Raw genomic sequence first — 18182 nt, forward strand, 5'->3', positions numbered from 1 at the left:
CGGCAGACGATCCGGTGCGCCATTCGGCGCGCTGACTTCCCCATTCAGTCAGGAGATTCATCATGCGTAGGACCATCAAACGAGCGCTCCTCGGTGCGCTCATCGGAGGCGGGCTCGCCTTCGCCGGGGCGACCGTCGCCCAGGCTGCGGAGACATCCGGAGACGACGGCGCGGCATCTGGCACCCAGGCACTCATCAACGCCACCCTGCCGGTCACGATCGGCGGCAACGGCATCTCGGTGCTGGGCGATTCGTCCAGCTCGGGAGCCGAGACGCCCGCAGCCGCCCCGGCGCCGGCCACGCCGAGTGTCACCACCGGCGGCACGGACGGCATCGCATCGGGCACCCAGGGCGTCGTGAGCGTCGCCGTGCCGGTTACCGTGGGCGGCAACGCCATCTCGGTACTCGGGGACAGCGGGTCAGCGGATGCCTCGGCACCCGCGCCGTCTCCGGCACCCGCGCCGGAGCCGGCTTCGGCTCCGGCCACCGAGCCTGCTCCCGCGCCCGGCACGTCCGGTGAGGACGCGACCTTGGGCGGCACGCAGGCGATCGCGCCCATCCAGGTTCCCATTGCGGTAAGCGGCAACGCGATCTCGGTGCTCGGCGACAGCCAGTCGACCGATGCGAGTGCCGCAAACGGCACCACGGGCACCGGAACCGGAACGGACGCAAACACCACAGGTGACGACAGCGTCGCCGGCGGCACACAGGTGATCGCGCCCATCGGAGCACCCATCACGCTCGGCGGCAACGCGATCTCCGTGCTCGGCGACAGCAAGTCGACCGACGCCGGAACCACGAACGGCACCACCGGAACCGGAACCGGTGCAACCACCACAGGTAACGACGGCATCGCCAGCGGCACCCAGGTGATTGCGCCCATCGGAGCACCCATCACGCTCGGCGGCAACGCCATCTCACTGCTCGGCGACAGCCAGTCGACCGACGCCGGAACCACGAACGGCACCACCGGAACCGGAACGGACGCAAACACCACAGGTAGCGACGGCATTGCCGGCGGTACCCAGGTGCAGGCTCCCGTTCAGGCGCCGATCACGCTCGGCGGCAACGCTATCTCCGTGCTCGGCGACAGCCAGTCGTCGGGATCAATGATCGCCGCCCCGACGTCCGCGGGCACCGACGGTCCGTCCACGAGCGGCACCGAGGGAATCCTCGGCGGCAGCCAGATCGTCGCTCCGATCAGCCTGCCTCTGACGCTCGGCGGAAACGCCGTATCGGTGGTCGGCGACAGCACCACGACCGGCCCGACAGGCCCGGTTGTGCCGACGGACCCTGCGGACCCAACGGACCCCACCGACCCGACCGAGCCCGGCACCCCGGGAACGGAAGAGCCCGGTGACGGCATGTCGACGACGGGCGTCACCACGATCGGCTCTGCCGCCGGCGTCGGTGCGGCCCCCGCTGGCCTGTCGGTCTCGGCGCTGGCCGTGACGGGTTCCACGACAGGTGGACTCTGGATCGCACTACTCGCGCTCATCACGGGCGCGGCGCTCGCGGGTACGGCGGCGCTCCGCCGTCGCACCGCGCGGGTCTGACCGTGTGGGCGTGTGACCGGGGGGGTACGCGCCCACACCAAAGGCGGATGCCGCGGGACCGACCCGAAAGGGCTGGTTCCGCGGCATCCGTTCCCGCGCGTTGCGGTACTACTTGGCAGCAACCACCTGGAGGGTGATCACGGCGGTGAGGTCGTCACGCAGGCGAACGGTCGCCTCGTGCTCGCCCACCGACTTGATCGCCGAGGTGATCTGGATCTTGCGCTTGTCGAGGTCACCGAGACCGGCGGCCTTGACGGCATCCGCGATGTCACCGGTCTTGACCGAACCGAACAGGCGCCCTTCGGCACCAGCCTTGACGGCCAGGCGCACCTTGGCGCCCTCGAGGGCGTCCTTCAGGGCGACGGCGGACTCGTGGTCGTGGATCGCGCGCGACTCGCGGGCGGCCCGGATGGACGCGACCTGCTTTTCGCCACCGCGGCTCCACGCCACGGCGAATCCCTGGGGGATGAGGAAGTTCCGGGCGTACCCGGCCTTGACGTCAACGATGTCACCGGCGCTACCGAGCCCGGCGACCTCGTTCGTGAGAATCAGCTTCGACATGGTGCTCCTTAACGACCCGCGCCGGCGTAAGGCAGGAGCGCCATTTCGCGCGCGTTCTTGATCGCGGTGGCGATCAGACGCTGCTCCTGCACCGAGACACCGGTGATACGACGGGCGCGGATCTTCCCACGCTCCGAGATGAACTTGCGAAGCGTCGGGACATCCTTGTAATCGATGATGCCAACGCGAATCGCCTTGGCGGGAGCAACAACTTTCCCGCCCTTACGAGGCTTGCGGCGGTCGCCGCTCGACTTTCCAGCCATAAGTGGTCTTCCTTGGTTGTGGTGGGATGCCTGGGCCACAGGCATCCGAAGTGCTTAGAAGGGTGTGTCGTCGCCGTAAGCGCCGGGAGCGCTCCAGGCTTCGCCACCGGCGTTGCCGGTGCCAGCAGACGAGGAAGCGGAAGGCGTTGCCCAGGGCTCCTCAGCAACCTGCTGACGACCCTGACCGCCTCCGCCGCCACCGCTGGCGGCACGCGTGACCTGAGCGGTCGCGTAACGCAAGCTGGGGCCGATTTCATCGACTTCGAGTTCGATCGAGGTGCGCTTCTCACCCTCGCGCGTCTCATAGGAACGCTGCTTGAGGCGGCCGGTCGCCATGACCCGCATGCCCTTCGTCAGCGAACCCGCGACGTGCTCGGCGAATTCGCGCCATACCGATGCGCGAAGGAACAGCGCTTCGCCGTCCTTCCACTCGTTGGAGGCACGGTCGAAGTTGCGCGGCGTCGACGCGATCGTGAAGTTCGCGACGGGGAGCCCGCTCTGCGTGTAACGCAGCTCGGGATCGGCCGTGAGGTTACCCACGACGGTGATGATCGTCTCGCCGGCCATCGCGGTTACGCGTCCTTCTTGGCCTTGGCGGGTGCGGCAGCCTTGCGGGCGGCCTTCTCTTCAGCACGCTTCTTCTCGGCCTCAACCTGAGCAAAGCCCTCTTCCGCACGCAGCACCTTGGTGCGCATGACGGCTTCGGACAGCTTCAGCTGACGGTCGAGCTCCTGCGTGGCGGCGCTGGTGGCCGTGAAGTTGACGACGGCGTAGATGCCTTCGTTCTTCTTCTGGATCTCGTAAGCGAGACGGCGGCGGCCCCAAATGTCGACCTTGTCGATCGAGCCACCATCGTTCGTGATGACCTTCAGGAACTTGTCGAGGCTCGGGGCGACCGTGCGCTCGTCGATCTCGGGATCGAGGATGACCATGAGTTCGTACTGGTGCGTCACTAACCCACCTCCTTCGGACTTGAACGGCTGCCGAGCATCTCTCGACAGCAGGAGGGTGTGTGCATGTCGTCACGGTTTCGCGGACGGGCCGCGGCCGGACAACCTTCGTAGTCTAGCGGATGCGCGGCGTCGGGCCCAACTGGTGGGTAGCGTGGCCTCCATGGACTGGATAGCGGACACCTCGCCGGGGGACTGGCTGCGCGATCGGCTGGATGCGGAGTGGACGGATGCCTCGGGCATGCACACCGTTGTGCCCCGCGGTTTCGCCGCCTACGCGCGGATCTTCCACCCGGCATCGCGTTCTCGGCCGGTGGGGCAGCCCTGGCCGCCTCTTCCCTACGACGATCACGCGCGGGCGTGGGCGGCATTCGGGCGCTCGCAACCCCAGATCGACACCGAGAACGTCACGTGGGCGCAGACCGCGGCGACATTCGGAACGCAGATGCATCCCGAGGCGCAGTGGAACCGGATCGTCGGCGCTCACGACCTCGAGCAGGGGTGGCAGCAGGTCCGCGGACCCGAAGGTTGGCAATACGACGCCCCGGGCGATGGCCGGATGGATGTCGCCCAAGTTGCCTCGCTCGCCCGGCTGCTCGCCGCAGCGACCACGACTCCCCACCACGGGTATGCGGGAGTGTGGGACGGCTACGGCGGTCTCGTCGGGTTCATGGGCGAGACACCGTCCCGCGCGGTCCTGACTTTTTCGGCGGATCCGACCGCAAATGACGACGCGTCGCTGCAGGATCGCCACCGCGCCATGCTCGAGGCGAGCACGCGCGACCCCTTCAACAATGTGTTCCGCAAGCCCACGTGGCAGCCAGGCATCCTCTCGGACGAGATCTCTCGCGGCCCGCGTTTCGAGCTGCCGCAGCGGTCCTACGTCCTGTTCTCGGCGGGCGCGTCCGCATTCGCCGATGCTTCGTGGCCCGATCTCGCGCCATGGGTCGGCCCCGACGAGGCTCATGCGTGGGCTCAGTCGCCGAACATCCTGTGGCCCGCGGACCGGGCCTGGGTGGTCGTCAGCGAGATCGACTTCGACTCCACGATCGTTGCGGGATCGGCCGACCTGATCGCGGCGATCTGCGCGGCACCCGGACTCGAGGCGCTTCCCCTCCGCGAGGGTGCCGACCTCACGTGGGACGGCGATGAGGTGAACCGGTGAGCGGTGCCGGGCCCGCGGCATCCGTTCCCTTCGATGCTCGTCCGCTGATCGAGCCCGTCCGCACCGCCGACATCCGGGCATTCACGAATCGTCTGCGTGCGGAGGGCCGTTTGGGATCACCGTTTTCGGGTACCCAGGGTGTGCAGTTCGTTCTGCTGATCGTGGTCGGCGGGGTTTTCGCCCTGGTGTTCCTGAGCATTTTCGGCACCATCGCCGGCGCGATGATGACCAGCGGTTCGGTCGGGTGGCTGTTCGTCCTGCCCGTTCTGCTCGTCCTCGCCGCGATCGGCGGAATCGTGTGGCTCGTCATCCGCCCTGTACCGGGGAGGACGCGAGCGCTGGTACCGATTGGCGCGCTTCGCCGACGCGAACGGGATGTCGTACGTCCCGACCCTCGCGAACCCCGGACTCCCGGGCATGATCTTCAGCCAGGGGGATTCGCGATCGGCCCGCGACCTCGTTCGCGGTGCACAGCCGCGCTTCGTCGAGTTCGCCAACTACCGCTATGTGACCGGGTCGGGAAAAAACCAGTCGACGCACAAATGGGGCTACGTCGCCATCAAGCTCGACGTGCCGTTGCCGCACATCCTGCTCGACGCGGTCGGAAACAACGGCTTGTTCGGCTCGAACCTGCCGACGTCGTTCGATCGCGATCAGCGACTGAGCCTCGAGGGCGATTTCGATAAGTACTTCTCACTCTTCTGCCCCCGCGGGTACGAGCGCGACGCGCTTTACCTGTTCACGCCGGACATCATGGCCCGGTTCATCGACAACGCCGCCGAGCTCGATGTCGAGATCGTCGATGACTGGCTGTTTCTCTACGCCAAGCGCGACCTGTCGACTCTCGACCCCGCGACGTGGGCGTGGTTGTTTGCGACGGTCGGGGCGCTGCTGGAGAAGTTCGCGCAGTGGTCACGGTGGCGGGACGATCGACTGGCAGCGGATGCCTCGGTCCGCGCGACCGGCGCCGTGGCCACGGGTGCCGTTGCGGGCGGCATAGCCGATCCGTTCGCGGCGGCGCCGGATCTCCGGCCACCGCCGGGCGTCGCGCCCGAGGGCCGACGCCTGAAGCGGAGGGTTTCGGTGCTCAGCATCATCGCCGTCGTCGTGTTCGTGGCGATCTGGGTGGTCACGATCTTCTTCTGACCCGCCGGTCGTTGGGGGCCGGCGCCTACCCCGCCAGGCGCCAGTCGTCGAAGCTGAAACCGGGCGACACGATGCACGTCACGAGCACCTCGGCATCGCCCGCGAGGCGAGACGTCTGCCACGTCCCGGCGGGCACGATGCCCTGCGCGACGTGACCTTCCGAGTGGTCGGGTCCCAGCACGATCGATTCACCATCGCCCGGCTCGTCTCCCGTGCCACCGAGGCGCAGCTCGAGCGTGCCGGGTCCGTGCCAGAGCCAGATCTCGTCGCTCGCGACGACATGCCACGCGCTCTCTTCGCCGGGTGTCAGCAGGTAATGGATGCACGTCGCGGCCGGTCGCTCGCCGCCCGCGGTCTCGACAGGAACGTCCGACGCCCAGGTGCGGCGAAACCATCCGCCCTCGGGATGCGGCGCGAGATCGAACCGTCGCGCCGTTTCGGGACGGTCGTCGGGCGACGCGATTTCGCTCATGTCCGTGCACTCCTGATCCGCGAGAAATGCACGGCCTCGGATGGTCCGGGCCGGGAGTTCAGCGCAGCTCGAAGTATTCCAGCTCGGACTCGGTGAGCATCCGCGACCGGATCAGAAACCGCATCCCGGTCGGGCCCTCGACGCTGAACCCGGCGCCCCGGCCCGGCACCACGTCGATCGTCAGGTGGGTGTACTTCCAGTACTCGAACTGCGACTCCGACATGTACACCTCGACCGGATCATCCAGGCCGACATCGATCGTGCCGAGCAGCACGTCAGACGGCCCCGTGATGAACATGCCGACGGGATAGCACATGGGTGCACTCCCGTCGCAGCATCCGCCGGACTGGTGGAACATCAGGGGCCCGTGCTGCACGGTCAGTTGGCGCACCATGGTGGCCGCGGCATCCGTCACCGCAACCCGTTCGCTCCTACCGGGTGTGCTCATGCCCTCGCTCCCTTCGCCGTGTCCTCGGCACCGCCATGTCCCGCGTTCTTCGTTTCGTGTCCCACTTTCGCCCGGAATGAAGCCTGGATAGCGGGCGAAAGTGGGACACCGGATGGAGCGGGTGGCTCAGAAGAAGCCCATCGGCCCCTCGGCGTACGACACCAGCAGGTTCTTGGTCTGCTGGTAGTGGTCGAGCATCTTCAGGTGGTTCTCACGCCCGATGCCGGACTGCTTGTAGCCACCGAACGCCGCGTGCGCGGGGTACTGGTGGTACGTGTTGGTCCAGACGCGCCCGGCCTCGATCGCCCGGCCCGCGCGGTACGCGATGTCGCCCGAACGACTCCACACGCCGGCGCCGAGGCCGTAGAGGGTGTCGTTGGCGATGTCGATCGCCCCGTCGAAGTCGTCGAACGACGTGACCGAGACGACCGGCCCGAAGATCTCTTCCTGGAAGATCCGCATGTCGTTCGTACCCTCGAAAACGGTCGGCTGCACGTAGAAGCCGTCGGTCAGGTCGCCGCCGAGATCGACGCGCTCGCCTCCGGTGAGCAGCTTCGCCCCACCCGCCTTGCCGATGTCGATGTAGCTCAGGATCTTCTCGAGCTGGTCATTGGATGCCTGGGCCCCGAGCATCGTGGCAGGGTCGAGCGGGTTTCCCTGCACGATCTTCCCGACGCGATCCAGCCCGTCGCTCAGAAACCCGTCGTATATCGACTTCTGAATCAGGGCGCGAGAGGGGCAGGTGCACACCTCGCCGCCGTTCAGAGCGAAGAACGTGAAGCCCTCGAGTGCCTTGTCGTAGTAGTCGTCCTTGGCGCGGGCCACATCCTCGAAGAAGACGTTCGCGCTCTTGCCTCCGAGTTCCAGCGTGACAGGGATCAGGTTCTGCGATGCGTACTGCATGATCAGGCGCCCGGTCGTGGTTTCGCCCGTGAAGGCGACCTTGCGGATCCGCTTGTGCTGCGCGAGTGGCGCACCGGCCTCGATGCCGAACCCGTTGACGATGTTCACCACACCCGCGGGGATCAGGTCACCGATCAGGTCGAAGAGGAACATGATCGACGCCGGTGTCTGCTCGGCCGGCTTCAGCACGACGCAGTTGCCGGCCGCGAGGGCCGGCGCGAGCTTCCACGTCGCCATCAGGATCGGAAAGTTCCACGGGATGATCTGCGCGACCACTCCGAGCGGTTCGTTGAAGTGGTACGCGACGGTGTCCTCATCGATCTGGCTGAGCGATCCCTCCTGGGCCCGCAGCACACCCGCGAAGTAGCGGAAGTGATCGACGACCAGGGGGATGTCGGCGGCCAGGGTCTCTCGCACGGGCTTGCCGTTGTCCCAGGTTTCGGCCACGGCGATCTTCTCGAGGTTCTGCTCGATGCGGTCGGCGATCTTGTTGAGGATGTTGGCGCGCTCGGCCGGCGTCGTGCGCTTCCACGATTCGAAGGCCTTCCACGCGACATCCACCGCTCGATCGATGTCCTCGACCGTGCCGCGACCGACCTCGCAGAACGGCTTCCCGTTGACGGGGGACAGGTTCTCGAAGTACTGGCCCTTCACGGGTTCGACGAACTCGCCGCCGATGTAGTGGCCGTACCTGCTGCGATACTCGGCGAGCGCTCCGCGCTGGCCCGGTGCTGCGTAGACGCTTGAGACGCCCTCTTCGACGATGGTCATGTCTGTCTCCTTCGACGTGTCATGAGTGAGCGGCAGGCGCTGCCGCGATCTGCGTCGACGGTAGGCCGCGCAACGTTGCATCGCGTTGCGCCCCCGCCCCCGGTTCGACTCGTCGCTACGCTCCTCGCGGGGCGACCGGCGCTGACCCGGTCGTTGAGCGAGCGAAGCGAGACGAAACGCCCGCGACACTCAGCCCTCGAGGCGGGCGATCCGGGCGACCAGCCCCGCGCGCCGCGGGGAACGCGCCGGCAGCAAGCTGAGGCAGAGCCGCAATACCTCGACGTCTTCGGTGGCGTCCTCGGTGTCGGCATACGCGAGCAGCACATCGACGGATGCCTCGGCGATCAAGGCCTCGCGGAGCGCCTGACGAACGCTCTCCCGCACTATCTCCACCCCGGGAGCGATGGAATCCGGGAGCACCGCGCCCCGGTAGGCAGCGAGCGCAACCCGATGCGCGCCGCGGTCCAACAGCGACAGTACGTGTTGGGCGTCCGTCTCCAGTTCGGGTCCGATCCGATACGGCCGCGATGCCGGGACGAGGTGCGGAGCCGTTCGCTCCAGCGCCTTCCGCAGGCGCACCATCTCGGGCCGCAAGGTCTCGGCCGACGCACTTTCGCCATAGACCAGCTCAGCGAGCCGGTCCGCCGAGAGCCCCTGACGATGCGTCGCCAGCATCAGGAGGATCTCGGCGTGACGAGCGCTGAGCTCAGTCATCCGTTCCGAGCCGTCGCCCGCGATCTCGAGCAGCGCACGATCCCTGCCGAGCACACGCAACGTCGAGCGCACGGCCTCTGGGCGCGGGGCACGGCGGCGCGGGCGCCGCGCTTCGGCAACGTGCGGGGGAGCGGCAGCCCGGGCCCGCAACCGTGCCACGAGCAACTCTCCCTCGACCGCGCGGGCCGTCGCATCGACCAAGAGTTGCGCCTGCGGGGTGACCGCGCTCGACCCACCGGTCACATCGATGACCCCGAGGATTCGCCGCGTTTCGGGGTCGTGCACGGGAGCCGCCGTACAACTCCACGGCTGCACGAGCCGGTTGTAATGCTCCGCCCCGTGGATCTGCACCGAGCGATCCAACGCGAGGGCGGTGCCCGGGGCGGCCGTCCCGACGGCGGATTCCGACCAGTTCGTGCCGGCGACGAAGCCCATCTCGCCGGTCAGCGAACGCACGTGCCGGTCGCCCTCCACCCACAGCAGGCGACCCGCGGCATCGCCGACGGCCACCGCGACACCGGACTCCGCCGCGTCGCCGGGCAATAAGAGGGCGCGGATCATCTCCAGCACGTCCGCCAGGGGGTGGGCGCGCCGATACTCGTCGAGCTCGGCTGCAGATAGGGCGACGGGAGGAAGGGCTTCGGCCCCGACGAGACCCGCGAGAGAGCGCCGCCACGAGTCACGCACGAGAGGACGGACATCCAGCAGGCGCTGCTCCGCGAGATTTCCCTGCACGAGGTCGTCGTGTGCGCGCTCGATCAGCAGACGAGACGTCTCAGGAGAGACCTCGCGGCGGGACGACCACGGCGACGACATGCGAACCCCATCTGCGTTGACGGTCCGCACAGGCTACCGCCGGAGGGGGCACGCGCCTAGGCCTGCGAGGACTCGACCAGGTTGCCCGCCGCCCACTGTCCGAGTTGACCGAGGATCGGCAGCAGTCGCTCGCCGCTGTCACTCAACGCGTAGGCGACGGCGGTCGGGGGGCCAGCGGTGACCGTACGTACGACGAGCCCCGCCTCGGCAAGTCCGGCGAGACGATCCGACAGAACGGCGTCGCTGATGCCCGGTACCGCCCGGCGGAGGGCCCCGAAGGTGGATGCGCCGCTCCCGATGGAAGAAACGATCATGCCGTTCCATCGCTTGCCCAGTACTGAGAACGCGAGAGTCACGGCTGCATCGCAGACATGAAGCCCGTGCTCAGAATCGGTCATGACTCCATCGTACGGGTGCTACAGTCTCCAGAGTCGCTATGTTTTCCTGAGTAACTTTGAATTTCAGATTGGACATCCCATGACCACCTTGTTCCGACTCGACGCCAGCATCCTTCCCACCACCTCTTCGAGCCGCGCGCTGGCCGACCTCGTCGAAACGGAGTGGCTCTCGACGCATCCGTCGTCCGTCGTCGTCCGTCGCGACCTCTCGGTCGAACCGATTCCCGCGACAGCGTGGGCGGATGCCGTGACCTCCAACTTCATCGCGGACGAAGACCGCACCGAACGGCAGCGCGCGGCACGTGCCCTCGCCACAGAGATCGCCGACGAACTGGTCGACGCCGACGCCCTGCTTTTCGCCGTTCCCCTGTACAACTACGGAGTTTCGCAGCACTTCAAGACGTGGTTCGACCTGGCGTATACCGATCCCCGCATCGACCCGCAGGGCACCTCGCTGCACGGCAAGCCCGCCACCCTCGTGACGGTCCTCGGCGGCAACTACGCCCCGGGAACACCGAAAGAGGGCTGGGACCACTCGACCACGTGGTTGCGTCGCGTTCTCGAGGATGTCTGGGGCCTCGACCTGCGGGTCGTGGAGCGCCCCTTCACGCTCGTCGGCGTGAACCCGGCCCTCGATGGGTTCGCCGATGTCGCCGCGGACCTGAAGCAGACGGCCGAGACCCACGCCGTCCGGTCCGGACGCGAAATCGCGGAACTCGCCACAGCGTCCGGGAGCTGAACGGGAGCCACCTTCCCTCTGGGGCAGGTTGGCTGCAGTGGGGCACGGCAGAATCTGCCCCGGAGCATCTAACCTGCCCCACTTTGCGCAAGCCAACGCCTCACTCAGGACCGAGCGGCCCACCACGCGCGCAGCCGCGCTTCCGCCTCGGCCTCGCCGAGGATGCCCTCGTCCAGGCGCAGATCGAGCAGGAAGCGGTACGCCTCTCCCACCTCGCGCCCCGGGGGAATTCCCAGCACCTCTTGAATGCGATTGCCGTCGAGCTCGGGGCGGATCGACTGCAGCTCTTCTTCGGCCTCGAGCACGGCGATCCGCCGCTCCAGGTCGTCGTAGGCGGTGCGCAGCCGCGTGGCCTTGCGCTTGTTGCGCGTCGTGACATCAGCGCGGGTGAGAATGTGCAGGCGCTCGAGCTGGTCTCTGGCGTCGCGCACGTATCGCCGCACGGCCGAGTCGGTCCAGGCGCCCTCCGAATACCCGAAGAAGCGCAGATGCTGATCGACCAGGTGGGTGACGGCGGTGATCGTGTCCGAATCGAACCGCAAGGCCTGCAGGCGCTTGCGTGTAAGCCGCGCCCCGACCGCGTCGTGATGGTGGAACGTCACCCCACCGCCCGACTCGAGCTTGCGCGTCGCGGGCTTGCCGATGTCGTGCAGCAGAGCCGCCAGGCGAAGCGCGACATCCGGCGCCGCACCCGGGTGTCGCTCACCCTCGAGGTCGATCGCCTGTTTGAGCACGGTCAGCGAGTGCTCGTAGACGTCCTTGTGGTGATGATGTTCGTCCACCTCAAGGCGCAGGGCTGGCAGTTCGGGAAGGAATACGCCCGCGAGTCCCGTTTCGACAAGCAGGCGGATGCCTCGCACCGGATCCTTCGTCTGCAGCATCCGTACCAGCTCGGCCTGGATGCGTTCCGGGCTGACGATCGAGAGGGTGTCTCGCATCGCCGTGATCGCGTCTATCGCGTCGTCGGCGACGATGAAGCCGAGCTGGGCAGCGAACCGCGCGGCCCGAAGCATCCGGAGCGGATCGTCACCGAAACTGACGGCCGTGGCGACGGGTGTGCGCAGCACCTGATCGAGAAGATCCTCGACCCCGGATGTCGGGTCGACCAACTGCGGTCCGGGAACCCGTAGCGCCATCGCGTTCACGGTGAAGTCGCGGCGGAGCAGGTCGTCCTCGAGCCTGTCCCCGAACTCGACGACCGGCTTGCGCGTCTCTCCGTCGTACTCGTCGGCGCGGTAGGTCGTGATCTCGACCTGTTCGCCGCGCACGCGGGCGCCGATCGTGCCGAACGCACGGCCGATGTCCCACTGCGCCGTGCTGATCGGCTTCACGATGCGCAGGATGTCATCCGGTCGCGCATTCGTCGTGAAGTCGAGGTCGTGCGTGGGTCGGTCGAGCAGTGCGTCGCGCACCGGCCCGCCCACGATCGCGAGCTCGAACCCGGCGCGCTCGAATGCTGCGGACAACTCCGCCACAACGGGCGACGCCGCAAGACTCGCGAGTCGGCCGAGGCCCTCGGCCATACTCACCATGTCAACCAGCCTACCGAGGCGGGTCCGACACCTATGCGGACGGCGATGCGGCACCCTCGGCGAAGGTCAAGAATCCGTCGTCGAGCAGACCGCGAACGCGGGGGAGGAGATCGCCGAGCAGGGCCTCGGGGTCCACCTCGAGCAACTCCGCGATCGCCGCGATCAGGCGCCCCACGGGCAGGTCCCCGTCGCTTGCCCCGACGAGCGCGGCGAGAGCCGGGTCGACCGCGAGAGTGCGGCCGAAGCCTCCACCCTGTCGCAGCTCGATGACACTCGGATCCTCCGCGCCGGGCAGATAGTGCCGTGCTTCGGTGACATCCCCGGCAACCAACAGCACCGCTTTCTCCAGCTCGCGGTCGCTCAGCTCAGCCTGGCGATCGTGTGCGCGCAGGCTCTCGGAAAGATGCATTCCCAAAGCGGCATTAGGACCGATCGCACCCTCCACCTGCTCGAATCGCAGGAGTGCGGGGCTTCCTTCCACCCGTCGACGAAGCAGGATGTATCCGAAGCCGACCTCGCGCACGCCCCGCGCCTCGAAGTCGTCCAACCAGGCCGCCAGCATCGTTTCGAACTCGTCTGTGCCGGGAACGGTTCCTCCATCGCGGATCCACAGTTCGGCGTACGCGATGGGGTCCATGCGGTCCCGTTCGATGACCCAGGCGTCCAGGGGCACCGGAGATGCCGCGACCCAATCGCGCACTCGGTGAAGCCCGTCTTGCCCGTCGACGTACTCCCAGTTACCGAGCAGTTGCGAAGTTCCGCCGGGCACGAGGTGCATCCCGGCCCGGGTCACGATGTCCCGCACGAGGGCGTCACCCGTCAGGCCACCATCGCGGTACTCGTACGCGGGAACATCCGCGCCGCGCGGTGTGATCACAAAGGGCGGATTCGACACGATCCGATCGAAGAGCTCACCCTCTACCGGATCGAACAAGCTACCGCGCAGGGTACGGATTCCATCCACCGCGTTGAGCTGCGCATTCAGGCGGGTGAAACGTAGTGCGGCCTCGGAGATATCCGTCGCCGTCACCTCGGGACTGTCGCGGCGCGCACGCAGTGATTGAATGCCGCAACCGGAACCTAGATCCAGAACGCGAGCGGCGGATGTCGGGAGCTGCAGTCCCGCGAGTGTCAGGGAAGCCCCTCCCACGCCGAGAACGTGATCCTCCGGCAGAGGTCCCGGGCGCACGGACTCGTCGATGTCGCTCGCGATCCACCACTCGCCCGCACCGTGTTCATCGACGTATGCCTGCGGCCGTATCATCACGGTCGGCGTGACGGATCCCGCGCTCGATCGAACGAGGCCGAGCTTTTCGGCACCGGCGATCGTGACGTTCGATAGGGCTGAACTCGCCTCGGATTCGAGAACCGGGCTCCCGAGAAAGAAGAGCCGGGCAAGAACGGCGACCGCAGAATCCGTCGCGGCGACCTCTCGTCGAGCCGGAAGCGCCCGCCCGCGCCCGATCGCCTCGTCCGCCGCGACACCCCAGAGCGCACGCAATCGCGCGCCGGTGTAGCAGGCTGCGGACAGGTCATCGGCGAGCGAGCGCGCCAGGTCCGGATCGGGTTCGGGGATCATCCCTCCATTCAACCGTGTCCACCAGAAAACCCTGCCCGCGGAGAACACTGCCCGCCACCAACCCCTGCCCGCGGAAGAACCGTACCCACCGAGGAACCACGCCCGCGATGGTCAACCAAACCCCGCTGCCGCCCGGCGATGCACCGGGGTCGCGAAGGAGGGCGCCGTAGAATCGGGCCGAATGTGCGAACTCCCGCACTCGATGACAACCCCGGACACACCGTGAAGCACCTCTTCTTCGGCTCCGGCGTGCGGCGCGGTTCCGCGCCCGGAGGGCTCGACGTGCGGCCAGACACGATCCACAAGCGCATTGGCGTCTCCGCCAGGCGTAGTGGCGTGAAGCGTCTGCACCGTCTGGCTGCCCTTTTCACTGCCTCCGCGACCCTCGTTCTCGTCGGTGCGTCGGGCGCTATCGCAGCGCCCACCCCGACGCCCACATCCACACCCGCCGAACCGACTCTCGTTCTCGCACCACTCGCCCACGGGGTCGTCGCCGCCGGAGCCGCGCTCACTGCCACGATCGAGGTCTCAAACCCGACATCCACGGATCTCGCGCCGACGTCACTGACGCTCGAGCTCAGCAACGGCCCACTCACCTCGAGTGCCGAGTTGGAGGAGTGGATCGACAACGGCGAACTCGTCGCCGATGCATCCGTGATCGATCGTCCCACCGCACCCACGGTCGTCGCCGGCGACAGCGAGATCGTCGTGTCAACGGTTGCGATCGAGGCATTGGCGGGTCGCGGGCCGGGTGTGTATGCGCTGTCGGCCACCTATGGCGGTGACTTCGTCTCACGGAGCGCAATCGTGCTCCCAGGCGACACCCCCGCCGCCGCCACAATCGGCGTGATCGTCGCCGTGACCGCCGCCCCACAGACAGACGGGCTCCTCACGGCGCAAGAACTCACCACGCTCACAGGCACCGACGGTCGCTTGAGCGACATCCTGTCGGGTGTTGCCGGAACGTCCGCGATCCTCGCGGTCGACCCCGCACTGCTCGCATCGATCCGGGTTCTCGGGGATTCCGCGCCACCGAGCGCACTCGCGTGGCTGGACCGGCTCGCAGCCCTCCCGAATGAGCGCTTCGCCCTGCAGTTCGGGGACGCGGATGTCTCGATCCAGGCCGATGCGGGACTCACCACCCTGCTCCAGCCCACGAGCCTCGACTACGCCGTGTCCGCGGACGATTTCGCTAATGCGACGGCTACCCCCACTCCGGGTCCCTCTGCAACCGCGGACGCCGAGGACGAGGACGGCGGCAATACCGTGACGTTGCCCGACCTCGACGAGCTCCTGGCCGTACCCAGCGCTCGGGCCACGATGTACTGGCCCGCGCAGGGCCGTGCCGACGCGAATGCCCTGAGTGTGCTGGCTCAGCAACCCTCGGCGACGGGCTCTCCGGCGACCATCCTGCTCAGCTCTGCCGCGACCGAGCGATCCGAGGCCCGCGCTGCCGCTTCCACGGCCGAGGGCGCACCCCTCCTGGTGTACGAAGCGGGTTCATCGAACGCGGTACGGGCGACGGCCGGGGCAGCGGAGGGCAGTAGTCAGGCCGCGTCGGCTCTCATCTCTGCACAGATTGCGCTCGAGGCGTCGAGCCCGAGCGGTCCTCTCCTGATCACAACGGAGCGCATGGCCGAACTCAGCGCCACGTCGCTACGTGCCGCGATCGACACGGTCTTCGGCTACCCCGGCGTCGTTCCCGCGACGCTGAGCACTCTCTTGAACGCCGAGCCCACCGGCGCGGAGAGCACTGCACAGCCTGACGAGGACGCCGTGACGCGGTTGGACATGCTGCTGGCGGGCGAGGCGAGCATCCTCCAGTTCTCATCGATCATCGACGACCCGTCTCTGCTGACCGCGCCCGAACGATCCGCCATCCTGCAGCTGATCGGGGCCGGTTGGCGCGACGAACCGGACGCATGGCAGGCCGCCCTGATCGCGCATGCCGAGGCGACGGCGACCACACTCACGTCCGTGGCGATACAAGAGCCGAGCACCGTACAACTGCTCAGTCCCGAGGCCGTTCTGCCATTCTTCGTCCGCAACGATCTGCCGTTCGCCGCAAACGTCGTCCTCGTCTCGACGCCCGGCAGTCTGCGCCTCGATGTCGAACGGACGCTCACGGTTACAGCCGAGCCCGGCGTCAACACCCGGGTCGAGGTGCCCGTGCGCGCGCGGGTGGGCAGCGGCGAGGTGACGATCGAACTGCGCCTGCTGAGCCCGACTTTCGAGCAGGTCGGGCCCGTCCAACGGGCTCAGGTGACCGTACGCGCCGAGTGGGAGCGGATCGGCATCATCGGGCTGGGCTCCATCGTCTTCCTGCTGCTCGGTGCAGGCTTCATCCGCACGATCCGCAGGCGTCGCCGCACCCGCGCCGCGGCGGAAGATGCAGGCCTCGAGGGGTCCGACGGTGATCGACCCACGGATGGGCACAATGAGTAGTCTCGGCCGCGCCAGCGCGATTCTCGGAGCGGGCACTCTTGTCTCGCGCCTGACCGGGGTGGTGCGCTCGATCGTGCTCGTGACGGCCCTCGGCTCGGTCGGAAGTGGTGCCGCGGATGCCTTCACCATCGCCAACCAGCTCCCGAACAACATCTACGCAATCATCTCGACGGGCATCCTGACCGGGGTGCTCGTACCCCAGATCGTGCGCGCGGCGAAGCATGCGGATGGTGGGGGCGCTTTCGTCTCCAAGCTCCTGACGCTCGGTACCGTCGTCCTCGTTGTCGTGACCGGGATCGCAACGCTCGCCGCGCCCGTGCTCGTGCAGCTGTACGCAAGGTTCACGGACGAGCAGTTAGCACTCGCAATCGCACTCGCCTATTGGTGCGTACCGCAACTCTTCTTCTACGGGCTCTACGCCCTCGTTGGCGAGACTCTCAACGCGCGCCGCGTCTTCGGTCCCTATACGTGGGCGCCGATCGTCAATAACGTCGTCTCTATCGCAGGCTTCCTCACGTTCGTCCTCCTGTTCGGACCTGAGCGCAACGACGTCCTCACGTGGACGCCCGACATGATCACCCTGTTGGGGGGAACGGCAACGCTCGGAATCGCGGTGCAAGCTGGCGTTTTGCTGCTGTTCTGGCGCCGCTCCGGCCTGCACTTTCGGCCCGACTTCGCCTGGCGTGGAATGGGCCTGCGCACCATGGGCACCCTCGCGTGGTGGACGTTCTGGATGGTTGTGGTTGGGCAGCTCGCCGGCCTCGTTCAGACCCGTGTCGTCAGCGCGGCCTCTGAAGTCGCTGCCTCCGCAGCAACCATGGCGTTCGCCTGGTTCATCTTCATCCTCCCGTACTCGGTCATCGCCGTGTCCATCGGAACCCCGTACTTCACGCAACTCAGCGAGCATGCCTCGGCGGGACGAGACGATGAAGTGCTTGCCGACCTCGGCACGAGCATCCGGACGATCAGCTTCTTCCTCGTGGGTGCCCTCGCCGCCGTCGTCGCAGCCGCGGTTCCCGTGTCGCGCATTTTCAGCAACAGTGCATCGGATGCCGCGGCCACCGCTTTGGTGCTCGGCGCCTACCTCGTGGGCCTGGTGCCTTTGTCGATCCTGTACGTGATCCAGCGCACGTTCTACGCATACGGAGACACCTTTCGCCCGTTCGTCTTCACGCTCGTTCAGGCCGTGCTCGTCGTCGTGACCGCGCTGCTCGCCGGCGCTATTCTTCCGCTGGAATATCTCGCCGCAGGCATCGCCCTCGGCCAGTCACTCGCTGGCATCGTTCAGCTCGTAATCGCCGTCGTTCTGCTCCGTGCCCGTCTCGGCCAGCTGGGCCTAGGTGCACCGGCACGAGCGCTAGGCCGGTTTTTTATCGCAGGGGTGCCCGCCTCCGCCATCGGCTGGGGGCTCTTCCTGCTGCTCGGGGGGTTCGATGGGTGGACAACCTCGTCCATCTATCTCGGCGTCGGCGGCGCGGCGCTCGTCGGTGGAGTGACGCTGGCGGTGTACATCGCGATCCTGGCGGTTATGCGGGCGCCCGAGCTCGCGGTGGTTGCGCCTCTCCTCCGCCGGTTGCGACGACGCTGAGTCGGTTGCGGCGGCGCTGAGCGACGAGAACGGTGATCACGCCGCGTTCCAGCACGTGGAATTCACCGAGGCCCGGAATGCCGCCGGACTACCATGGGTTGAAGCCCAGAGACAAGCAAAAGGGAGAAACACAGTG

17 protein-coding genes are annotated in these 18182 nt (G+C 67.4%); 6 read left to right on the forward strand and 11 right to left on the reverse strand.

All coding sequences use genetic code 11. From position 1 onward, the window contains the following. Positions 1-62: 62 nt before the first annotated feature. Positions 63-1556 (forward strand): chaplin family protein, encoded by a 1494-nt coding sequence (locus ACXZ1E_RS08680; protein ID WP_458040138.1) that lies wholly within the window; start codon positions 63-65, stop codon positions 1554-1556. A gap of 108 nt (positions 1557-1664) precedes the next feature. On the opposite strand, the gene rplI is transcribed toward ACXZ1E_RS08680, so the two are convergent. Genes rplI through rpsF form a run of 4 tightly spaced genes read right to left on the reverse strand, consistent with a single transcriptional unit; the run spans position 1665 to position 3333 of the window. Beyond that, a complete protein-coding gene (rplI, locus tag ACXZ1E_RS08685; RefSeq protein WP_036294267.1) occupies positions 1665-2117 on the reverse strand; it encodes a 50S ribosomal protein L9 in 453 nt (150 codons plus the stop codon). 8 nt (positions 2118-2125) lie between these two features. Further along, positions 2126-2425: a 30S ribosomal protein S18 gene (rpsR, locus tag ACXZ1E_RS08690; RefSeq protein WP_458351927.1), complete on the reverse strand. Its 300-nt coding sequence runs from the start codon at positions 2423-2425 to the stop codon at positions 2126-2128. A gap of 9 nt (positions 2426-2434) precedes the next feature. Then, positions 2435-2947, reverse strand: a complete 513-nt coding sequence (locus tag ACXZ1E_RS08695; protein WP_036294260.1) for a single-stranded DNA-binding protein — start codon at positions 2945-2947, stop codon at positions 2435-2437. 5 nt (positions 2948-2952) lie between these two features. Beyond that, positions 2953-3333 (reverse strand): 30S ribosomal protein S6, encoded by a 381-nt coding sequence (rpsF, locus tag ACXZ1E_RS08700; protein WP_458040139.1) that lies wholly within the window; start codon positions 3331-3333, stop codon positions 2953-2955. A 160-nt stretch (positions 3334-3493) separates the two neighbouring features. Between rpsF and ACXZ1E_RS08705 the strand changes: the two genes are divergently transcribed. Together ACXZ1E_RS08705 and ACXZ1E_RS08710 are read left to right on the forward strand one after the other, a co-directional pair. After that, positions 3494-4495, forward strand: coding sequence for a hypothetical protein (locus tag ACXZ1E_RS08705; protein ID WP_458040140.1), 1002 nt, complete (start codon positions 3494-3496; stop codon positions 4493-4495). Positions 4496-4870: 375 nt separating this feature from the next. After that, entirely contained in the window at positions 4871-5641 is a 771-nt protein-coding gene (locus tag ACXZ1E_RS08710; RefSeq protein WP_458040141.1) for a hypothetical protein, read from the forward strand. 25 nt (positions 5642-5666) lie between these two features. Here ACXZ1E_RS08710 and ACXZ1E_RS08715 read toward each other — a convergent pair whose 3' ends face one another. The 5 genes from ACXZ1E_RS08715 to ACXZ1E_RS08735 all read right to left on the reverse strand — a co-directional run bounded on the left by ACXZ1E_RS08715 (position 5667) and on the right by ACXZ1E_RS08735 (position 10163). Then, a complete protein-coding gene (locus ACXZ1E_RS08715; protein WP_458040142.1) occupies positions 5667-6113 on the reverse strand; it encodes a cupin domain-containing protein in 447 nt (148 codons plus the stop codon). A 58-nt stretch (positions 6114-6171) separates the two neighbouring features. After that, complete coding sequence (locus tag ACXZ1E_RS08720; protein ID WP_458040143.1) at positions 6172-6561, reverse strand: DUF779 domain-containing protein; 390 nt, start codon at positions 6559-6561, stop codon at positions 6172-6174. 126 nt (positions 6562-6687) lie between these two features. Beyond that, positions 6688-8235 (reverse strand): acetaldehyde dehydrogenase ExaC, encoded by a 1548-nt coding sequence (exaC, locus tag ACXZ1E_RS08725; protein ID WP_458040144.1) that lies wholly within the window; start codon positions 8233-8235, stop codon positions 6688-6690. 189 nt (positions 8236-8424) lie between these two features. Continuing rightward, positions 8425-9765 carry a GAF domain-containing protein gene (locus tag ACXZ1E_RS08730; RefSeq protein ID WP_458040145.1) on the reverse strand — a complete coding sequence of 447 codons (1341 nt, stop codon included), beginning with the start codon at positions 9763-9765 and terminating at the stop codon, positions 8425-8427. Between the two features lie 56 nt (positions 9766-9821). Next, positions 9822-10163 carry a winged helix-turn-helix transcriptional regulator gene (locus ACXZ1E_RS08735; protein ID WP_458040146.1) on the reverse strand — a complete coding sequence of 114 codons (342 nt, stop codon included), beginning with the start codon at positions 10161-10163 and terminating at the stop codon, positions 9822-9824. Positions 10164-10242: 79 nt separating this feature from the next. Here ACXZ1E_RS08735 and ACXZ1E_RS08740 point away from each other — a divergent pair, with 79 nt between their 5' ends. Further along, positions 10243-10902 carry an FMN-dependent NADH-azoreductase gene (locus ACXZ1E_RS08740; protein ID WP_458040147.1) on the forward strand — a complete coding sequence of 220 codons (660 nt, stop codon included), beginning with the start codon at positions 10243-10245 and terminating at the stop codon, positions 10900-10902. 104 nt (positions 10903-11006) lie between these two features. Here ACXZ1E_RS08740 and ACXZ1E_RS08745 read toward each other — a convergent pair whose 3' ends face one another. Then, on the reverse strand, positions 11007-12434 hold the full coding sequence (locus ACXZ1E_RS08745; RefSeq protein ID WP_458040148.1) for a CCA tRNA nucleotidyltransferase: 1428 nt from the start codon (positions 12432-12434) through the stop codon (positions 11007-11009). 31 nt (positions 12435-12465) lie between these two features. Beyond that, positions 12466-14013: a DUF7059 domain-containing protein gene (locus ACXZ1E_RS08750; RefSeq protein WP_458040149.1), complete on the reverse strand. Its 1548-nt coding sequence runs from the start codon at positions 14011-14013 to the stop codon at positions 12466-12468. A 183-nt stretch (positions 14014-14196) separates the two neighbouring features. Between ACXZ1E_RS08750 and ACXZ1E_RS08755 the strand changes: the two genes are divergently transcribed. Together ACXZ1E_RS08755 and murJ are read left to right on the forward strand one after the other, a co-directional pair. Next, on the forward strand, positions 14197-16458 hold the full coding sequence (locus ACXZ1E_RS08755; RefSeq protein ID WP_458040150.1) for a DUF6049 family protein: 2262 nt from the start codon (positions 14197-14199) through the stop codon (positions 16456-16458). Then, positions 16451-18046, forward strand: a complete 1596-nt coding sequence (murJ, locus tag ACXZ1E_RS08760; protein WP_458040151.1) for a murein biosynthesis integral membrane protein MurJ — start codon at positions 16451-16453, stop codon at positions 18044-18046. The genes ACXZ1E_RS08755 and murJ overlap by 8 nt, the downstream gene beginning before the upstream one ends. The last annotated feature ends 136 nt before the right edge of the window (positions 18047-18182 follow it).

The organism is Pacificispira sp. HM-600 (assembly GCF_977993705.1).

Bases quoted from the DNA above. Each gene is read 5' to 3' on its own strand.
- ACXZ1E_RS08710 (WP_458040141.1), top strand. From the start codon at position 4,871: ATGTCGTACGTCCCGACCCTCGCGAACCCCGGACTCCCGGGCATGATC.
- exaC (WP_458040144.1), bottom strand. From the start codon at position 8,235: ATGACCATCGTCGAAGAGGGCGTCTCAAGCGTCTACGCAGCACCGGGC.
- ACXZ1E_RS08745 (WP_458040148.1), bottom strand. From the start codon at position 12,434: ATGGTGAGTATGGCCGAGGGCCTCGGCCGACTCGCGAGTCTTGCGGCG.
- ACXZ1E_RS08715 (WP_458040142.1), bottom strand. From the start codon at position 6,113: ATGAGCGAAATCGCGTCGCCCGACGACCGTCCCGAAACGGCGCGACGG.
- ACXZ1E_RS08695 (WP_036294260.1), bottom strand. From the start codon at position 2,947: ATGGCCGGCGAGACGATCATCACCGTCGTGGGTAACCTCACGGCCGAT.
- rplI (WP_036294267.1), bottom strand. From the start codon at position 2,117: ATGTCGAAGCTGATTCTCACGAACGAGGTCGCCGGGCTCGGTAGCGCC.
- ACXZ1E_RS08720 (WP_458040143.1), bottom strand. From the start codon at position 6,561: ATGAGCACACCCGGTAGGAGCGAACGGGTTGCGGTGACGGATGCCGCG.
- rpsR (WP_458351927.1), bottom strand. From the start codon at position 2,425: ATGCCTGTGGCCCAGGCATCCCACCACAACCAAGGAAGACCACTTATG.
- ACXZ1E_RS08730 (WP_458040145.1), bottom strand. From the start codon at position 9,765: ATGTCGTCGCCGTGGTCGTCCCGCCGCGAGGTCTCTCCTGAGACGTCT.
- ACXZ1E_RS08705 (WP_458040140.1), top strand. From the start codon at position 3,494: ATGGACTGGATAGCGGACACCTCGCCGGGGGACTGGCTGCGCGATCGG.
- ACXZ1E_RS08750 (WP_458040149.1), bottom strand. From the start codon at position 14,013: ATGATCCCCGAACCCGATCCGGACCTGGCGCGCTCGCTCGCCGATGAC.
- ACXZ1E_RS08735 (WP_458040146.1), bottom strand. From the start codon at position 10,163: ATGACCGATTCTGAGCACGGGCTTCATGTCTGCGATGCAGCCGTGACT.
- ACXZ1E_RS08680 (WP_458040138.1), top strand. From the start codon at position 63: ATGCGTAGGACCATCAAACGAGCGCTCCTCGGTGCGCTCATCGGAGGC.
- murJ (WP_458040151.1), top strand. From the start codon at position 16,451: ATGAGTAGTCTCGGCCGCGCCAGCGCGATTCTCGGAGCGGGCACTCTT.
- ACXZ1E_RS08740 (WP_458040147.1), top strand. From the start codon at position 10,243: ATGACCACCTTGTTCCGACTCGACGCCAGCATCCTTCCCACCACCTCT.